Origin of the sequence: Nonomuraea sp. NPDC052265 (genome assembly GCF_044547985.1) — a bacterium.
Lineage (GTDB): Bacteria > Actinomycetota > Actinomycetes > Streptosporangiales > Streptosporangiaceae > Nonomuraea.
In genome coordinates this window covers 1-7,111 of the sequence record NZ_JBIUBJ010000055.1, presented here as the reverse complement: position 1 = coordinate 7,111, position 7,111 = coordinate 1, and the positions used below count along the sequence as shown (strand labels likewise).

4 protein-coding genes are annotated in these 7,111 nt (G+C 64.3%); 3 read left to right on the top strand and 1 reads right to left on the bottom strand.

Going from position 1 to position 7,111, the window contains the following annotated elements; all coding sequences use genetic code 11:
* Window positions 1-57 precede the first annotated feature (57 nt).
* The gene (locus tag ACIHAD_RS48615) at window positions 58-2,139 is read right to left on the bottom strand and encodes an SNF2-related protein (protein WP_397361707.1); all 2,082 of its coding nucleotides are present in this window, start codon (window positions 2,137-2,139) and stop codon (window positions 58-60) included.
* A gap of 164 nt (window positions 2,140-2,303) precedes the next feature.
* Here ACIHAD_RS48615 and ACIHAD_RS48610 point away from each other — a divergent pair, with 164 nt between their 5' ends.
* The 3 genes from ACIHAD_RS48610 to ACIHAD_RS48600 all read left to right on the top strand — a co-directional run bounded on the left by ACIHAD_RS48610 (window position 2,304) and on the right by ACIHAD_RS48600 (window position 7,020).
* The gene (locus ACIHAD_RS48610) at window positions 2,304-2,753 is read left to right on the top strand and encodes a hypothetical protein (protein WP_397361706.1); all 450 of its coding nucleotides are present in this window, start codon (window positions 2,304-2,306) and stop codon (window positions 2,751-2,753) included.
* A complete protein-coding gene (locus ACIHAD_RS48605; RefSeq protein WP_397361705.1) occupies window positions 2,645-5,731 on the top strand; it encodes a helicase-related protein in 3,087 nt (1,028 codons plus the stop codon). The genes ACIHAD_RS48610 and ACIHAD_RS48605 overlap by 109 nt, the downstream gene beginning before the upstream one ends.
* Before the next feature lie 461 nt (window positions 5,732-6,192).
* The gene (locus ACIHAD_RS48600; protein ID WP_397361704.1) at window positions 6,193-7,020 is read left to right on the top strand and encodes a DUF262 domain-containing protein; all 828 of its coding nucleotides are present in this window, start codon (window positions 6,193-6,195) and stop codon (window positions 7,018-7,020) included.
* Window positions 7,021-7,111: the final 91 nt, after the last annotated feature.

Sequence of the window (7,111 nt, the reverse complement as noted above, 5' to 3'; positions counted from 1 at the left end):
CCGAGAACTGCCTGCGACGCCTCGTCACGTACCTACCTCTTCCAGACTTCCGTCAGCTTATGTAGCCAACTGTCCGGAATCTGCTGGGCACCTCACACGCTCGACGGCTGCACGGTAGCGGGAGGCATCCTCTGCGGACATGGGCAGCCATTCCTCGATCTCGATGAGCTCCGGGAGTTCAGTCAGCACGTCCTCCTGGTTCCGGCGGAGGTATGCCGGCGCGATCTGCCGCCGGAATGTCCTGGGCGAAAGGTCCGTGGCATCGACGGTGAGGTCTGGGCGCACGTAGGACGCCAGATTGCGGAACTCGTCGACTCTGTTCTCCAGCGGTGTGCCGGTGAGGAGGATGGCGCGGTCTGAGCGCGTGATGAGGTCGTTGGTTCTGATCGTTCGTTGTGCCTGTGGATTCTTGATGTAGTGGGCTTCGTCGACCACGACACACGGCAGATCGTGGAGTTCCGTCAGGGTTCGCTCCCACCATGCCAGCGTTTCGTAGGTCGTGATGGCGACCCCGCCATCACGCATCCATGTCCGGGCTGCGCGGTCGCGTTCCGGTCCGTGGACCCGATGCGCTCGCAGCTTCGACTTACCGGTCACCTCTCGCATCCAGTTGGTCACCACGGCGGCCGGGCACACCACCAAAAAGTGGGTCTCACCCCGGCTACGCAGGTGGGCGAGGACGGCGATGGCCTCGACGGTCTTGCCCAGGCCCATCTCGTCTCCGATGATGACCTTGCGTTGCACGAGGGCGAAGCGGGCCGCGAAGCTCTGATACCCACGTAGTGACGCGGTCAGGTGTTCACCACTGAGCGCCTGGTCGCGCACTGCCTTAATGATCTCTTCCGGGAGATCTCCGTGCACCTTGTTCTCGTCCTCGGTAATGAAACCGAGCTCGGAGAGCATGGCGAAGTAGTCGGCGGGTCGCGCGAGGAAGTCGTCCCACGGGTCCGCACCGACGCTCTTCATGCCGGACGTGGAGGAGGCGCCGAGCAACTCGGCTCGCCGTTTGACGATCTGGATGCTCTCGCGGAGTGCTGAGGATGCGAGCGCTCTGGTCGGTATCACGAGCAGGTGACTCGTCTTGCCCCCAATGGCTGTCTGCAACGGTTCGAGCTCGGCTGCACGCTCAAGGTCGGCTGACGCACCTCGGGTCTGACGACAGGCGTCCCATTCAGCGAGGCGGCGCAGTAGAAGGGTGGTCTCTGGACGGCGGGTGTTGATGTCGATGCGGACGGGCATCTCGTCGTACGTCGTCTGCCAGAGCGTCTGCGCCGCTCCGAGCATGCGCCGTGCTGAGGTCTCCCCGACCCCTGGAAGTGTCTGTAGGGACATGCCTATGTTCAGCACCTCCTGCACGCTACTGATCCGCGCCTCGGAAAGCGCTCCCAGTCGGAGGCGGTCGCGGGTGGCCGTCTTCAACGTGTCCACGGGCATCCCTTGCAGGATCCGCTGGACCTCGGCGCGTCGAACCCTTTCGCCCGCGTCGCGCGCAGCCGAGCGGTACGAGGCTTCGCTCGCGACAACTTTGGCGATGACAGTCAGCGCCTCAGGCAGGCCTTCGACGACCGATCGATCAAATACTTCGGGCTTTGGATTGGTCCGCCCGGAGATGAGGCCGAGGCGAAGGGCCGGGTCGAGCAGTGAATCGAATCCGAGTCGTGCCGGGCCGGACGCGGCGAAGACAGCGAGTTGCTCCACACGCGCGGGGGCGTTGGCCTTCATGAGCGCCGCATGCCGATGACGCAGGAACTCGCCCGCGACGTCCGCCGACTGCTTCCTCGCCGATCCGGCGAAGAATCGACGCATGCTGAGCAAGGGGTCGACGTCGGCGACAGCCTGCGGTACGTCCTCGGTAAGCAGTCGCAGCAAGGCGCGGTCGTCGGCCGTCAGCCTAGGGAGGTTCGCGCGCTCCCACAGGTGCCTGACGACGCCTGTGTCGCTCATCTCGAGTGGGACCACATCCCATGTGGCCTCGCCCGCCCGGGAGATCCCAACGCTGCGTAACCGAAGATCTCGTTCGCTGTTGCTGGCGGCGTCCTGGACAGCATGGTGCCAGGCGTTCACGTCGGCGGCTCGTTGACCCCACTGCTTGAAGTCCGCGACAAGGCGACGGATCTGCGTGCGTTCTGTTTTATTCATGCCTCGCCGCAGGAATGATCGATGGGTTAGCGTAAGCGATGGTAAAGCACCCACTCGCGACAAGGAATGGAACCTTCCAAGACGTAATGGGTGCCGACGTCCTACTTGTCAGTAATGTCGGTGCTCCTCGAAAAGTCTGTAGGGTGGCGATCTGGAGGTAGTCGGTGAGGCTTGAGGATCTCTCGTCCGGTTCCCGGGTGGTCGGGGTAGTGCCCGGCGAGACGGTCTCGGTGGTCGCCGCGCAGTGGCACGGCTCCGACGCTTTGGAGCTGACTTACAAGACCCTCAACGGGGGGCTGGGCCAGCAGGTGCTCTTCCGGGCCGATGAGGCCAAGCTGAGTTTCTCTGATACAGGCAGCCGACCGTTCGACGCTGACGCCGAGGAATTCCGGCTGGTCGCCGAGGCACAGCGGATCTCCTTGGCAGGGCTGTTCGACCCGATGCTTGCAGTGGCCACCAGCGACGTGCAGCCGTTGCCCCACCAGATCCGCGCCGTATATGGCGAATGCTCGACCGCACGCCGCTGCGTTTCCTCCTGGCGGACGACCCGGGTGCCGGCAAGACGATCATGGCTGGCCTGTACATCAAGGAGCTCCTGCTTCGCGACGACGTGAAGCGCTGCCTGATCGTGGCCCCCGGGGGGTTGGTCGAACAGTGGCAGGACGAGCTCTTCTTCAAGTTTGGCCTGCGCTTCGACATTCTTACCCCGGCCATGGTGGACGCCGCGTTCGGGGTGAGTGTGTTTGAGCACTACCCGCTGCTCATCGCACGGATGGATCAGCTAGCGCGCAACGAGGAGCTGGCTGCCCAGCTCGACGATGCCGAGTTCGACCTCGTCATCGTGGACGAGGCCCACCGGATGGGCGCGCACTACTTCGGTGGCAAGCTGAACAAGACCCGACGCTTCCAGCTCGGCGAGAGCCTGCGCGACCGCACCCGTCACCTGCTGCTGATGACTGCCACCCCACACGCGGGCAAGGAAGAGGACTTCCAGCTCTTTCTCACCCTGCTCGAGCGCGACGGCTTCGAGGGCAAGTTCAAGGCCGGCGTACACAGCGCGGACACCACCGGGCTCATGCGACGCATGGTCAAGGAGGACCTGCTCACCTTCGAGGGCAAGCCGCTCTTCCCTGAACGCATCGCCCAGACCGTGCCATATGAGCTCACCGCGGACGAGCAGGACCTCTACGAGCGCGTCACCGAGTACGTGCGCGAGGGGATGAACCGGGCCGCGCGGCTGGACGACAAGCGCCGCAACACCGTCGGCTTCGCGCTCACGGTGCTCCAGAGACGCCTGGCCTCCAGCCCTGAAGCGATCTATCAGTCCTTGGTCAGACGCGCGGAACGACTCAAGCGCCGCCGCGACGACCTGATCCAGGGTCGTGGTGTCGCCGACGAGCCCGCCCCGATTGACCTGGGCGACTGGGACGACGACGAACGCAGCGCCGAAGAAGTCGAGGAGGTCGAGGAGGAATTGCTGGACGCCGCCACCGCAGCCCGCACCATTGAGGAGCTCAATACCGAGCTGGCCGACCTTGACCAGCTCATCCACGTCGCCCGCCAGGTCCGCAATCTCGATACCGACCGCAAGTGGGTCGAGCTGCGCAAGATCGTGGAGGACAACGACCTCATTCACCCCGGCGCCGAGAAGCCACGCAAGCTGATCATCTTCACTGAGCACCGCGACACCCTCGACTACCTGGCCCGCAAGATCCGCTCGATCTTCGGCAAACCCGACACGGTACAGACCATTCACGGCGGTGTTCGGCGTGCCGACCGACGTACCGTCACCGAGGAGTTCACCAAGAACCCGGCCTGCCAGGTGCTCCTGGCCACAGACGCAGCCGGCGAGGGGCTCAACCTCCAGGCCGCCCACCTGATGGTCAACTACGACCTTCCGTGGAACCCCAACCGCATCGAGCAGCGCTTCGGTCGCGTCCACCGCATAGGCCAGACCGAGGTGTGCCGCTTGTGGAACCTCGTGGCCGCGAATACTCGCGAGGGCGAAGTGTTCACTCGGCTGCTGCAGAAGGTCGAGGAGCAGCGCAAGGCCTACGGTGGCAAGGTCTTTGACGTCCTGGGGTCGGCCTTTGACGAGACGCCGCTGCGCGAGCTGCTGATCGAGGCCATCCGATACGGCGACCTCCCCGAGACCAGGGCCAAGATGGAGCAGGTCATCGACGACTCAGTCGCCTACGGTCTCAAGGAGCTCATCGAAGAACGCGCACTCACCCACGACGCCATGTCGGACGCCGACCTGACACAGATGCAGCGGCTCATGGAGGAGGCACGCGCCCGTCGGCTACAGCCGCACTACATCGAGTCGGCCTTCCGCCTCGCCTTCGAGCGCCTCGGTGGCCGACTCACGAGACGTGAGCGCGGCCGCTACGAGATCATCCACGTCCCCGCGATCATCCGCGCCGTCACCAAGTACGGCCCCGTCGCCACCCGCTACGAGCGAGTCACGTTTGAGCTGGACCGCATCGACGTTGACGACAAGGCACGTGCTGACCTGCTCGCCCCTGGGCATCCGCTCCACGATGCCGTTGCCGACCTCACCATCGCCAAGCTCAGACCCGTCCTCGAGCGCGGCACCGTCCTGGTCTCCCCGGAGATCGAGGAGCCGAGCCTGTTGGTCGGTGTCGTGGAGGAGATTGTCGACGGCACCGGGGAGTCGATCGCCCGGCGTTTCGGCTACGCCTACGTCAGTGCCACCGGCCAAGTCACACCCGCCGGTCCTGCACCATACCTCGACTGCGAGGCGGCCCCGCACACTCCTGCCGTGGCCGCAGCCACGAAACTGGCCTGGCTCGGTGAGGCAGAGTCTCAGGCCCGGACATGGATTATCGGCCACCAGCTCAAGGAATACCTCGCCGAGGTCTTACCCCGCCGGCTCGCGGAGGTCGAACGGACCCGGACGCGGGTAGAGCAGCGGCTGGCCCACGAGTCGAATCGGCTCATCAGCGAGGCAATCGCAGCCCGGGAAAAGGAGCAGACCGGCACCAAGCCGAAGGAAAGCTCCGACAGTCTCATGCGCAAGGCACAGGACCTCCAGACCCGCCGGGAGACCCGTTTGGCGTTACTGGACCAGCAGGCCCAGCTCGCCACCAAACCGCCCCGCATCATGACCGCCGCGCTCGTGCTGCCGCTGGCCATGGTCGATACCGAGATCGCAGCGGACGCCCCCATCCAGGCCAAGGAGACCAAGGCCGTCGAGCAGCGCGGCGTTGACCTGGTGCTGGCCGCCGAGCGTGCTCTCGGTCGGAAGCCACAGAAGCAAGCGTTCTACAACCCCGGTTACGACGTCCTGTCCATCCCCTCCGACGACGGCCCCTCGATCCGCATCGAGGTCAAAGCACGTCTCGAGGGAGCCGAGGACTTCTACGTCACCTACAACGAGATCGTCACCGGAAAGAACTCCGTCCCCCACTACCGGCTCGCCCTGGTCACCGTCAGCAAGGCAGGCCCTGAGCACGACCAGGTGCGGTACGTAGCCGATCCTTTCGTCGGCATCGACTTCGGCGACCTCGCTGCGACCGGCATCCGCGCCAGCTGGTCGAAGACCTGGACCGCCGGCACCGCGCCCTTCTGATTCACACAACTAAAGGAAAGTTGATGAAGCGCAAGCTGATCGGGGCAGCTCTCCCGTCGCTGGGGACGATCAACCGCGAGTCGGCTCAGGAGAAGTCAATCCGCTATAGCCACACCACCACCCGAGTAACCCGGCCCCTGCTCAGGACACGCCGGTGGAGCGAATGGACCGCGACGGGGTCCCGACCAGCCCCACCGGCAAGGCGATGTTGATCAAGCGGCCGAGTGCGTACCGGCGGCCGGTGCATTTCTGCCGACCGCGCAGAGCCGTCGGGACGGCGCTGTTGACCCGGACCTGATGAAGAAGCTCGCGTTCCTACTCTTCGCCATCGCAGTGAGTTGGCCAAGAACGCGATCAGCTTCACTATCGTCGCGCAACTTGGGGCGACGTGGTCAACGCTTCCAAGACTGCCCCGGTCCAAGGTCTACAGGGCAAGTTCGATTACGCGGAGGACAATTCTGATGGGGTTCCAGACGCCGCTCTACAAGCTGGCCGACTACCTGAAGTGGACCACCAACGGGGAGATCCAGCTGCCTGACTTCCAGCGCGGCTACAAGTGGGAGGAGGAGCGGATCCGTCAGCTGCTTGTCACGGTCCTACAGCGCCATCCCATGGGGGTGGTGATGCTGCTCAAGACCGGCAACGACCAGATCCGCTTCAAGCCGCGTCCGATCGAAGGTGTGGTGCTTGCCAGCGGTACCGAGCCGGAATCCTTGCTTCTGGACGGGCAGCAGCGACTGACGTCGCTGACCCAGGCGCTGACCGGGGACGGCGTCGTGTCCACCAAGGACAGCCGCGGCAAGCTCATGGACCGGCGGTACTACGTCGACATGAAGCTCGCTCTCCAGGGCACGGACCGCATGGACGAGGCCGTCGTCTCAGTTCCTGGTGACGGCGTGATCCGCACCAACTTCGGCAAGGACATCGTGCTCGATCTCTCCGACGAGGACAAGGAGAGAGCTGCCGGCTACTTCCCGTTCCGCCTGCTCTATGACCCGTTGCAGGCCGCAACGTGGCTCACCAAGCTGTTCGACATCTCGCTGATGCCGGAGTTCATGGCGAAGGTCCTAGGTCCAGCGGCGACGTACGATATCCCGGCGATCGAGCTGGACAAGGAGACGAGCAAGTCTGCTGTCGCCACCGTCTTCGAGAAGGTCAACACCGGTGGCCTGACCCTCAACGTATTCGAGCTCCTCACCGCAACCTTCGCCGGTGACAAGGACTACTTTGACCAGCACGGTGAGGACTTCCGTCTCAACGAAGACTGGTTGAAGACCCAGGAGGTCTGAGGTGCCCAGCAGATTCCGGACAGTTGGCTACATAAGCTGACGGAAGTCTGGAAGAGGTAGGTACGTGACGAGGCGTCGCAGGCAGTTCTCG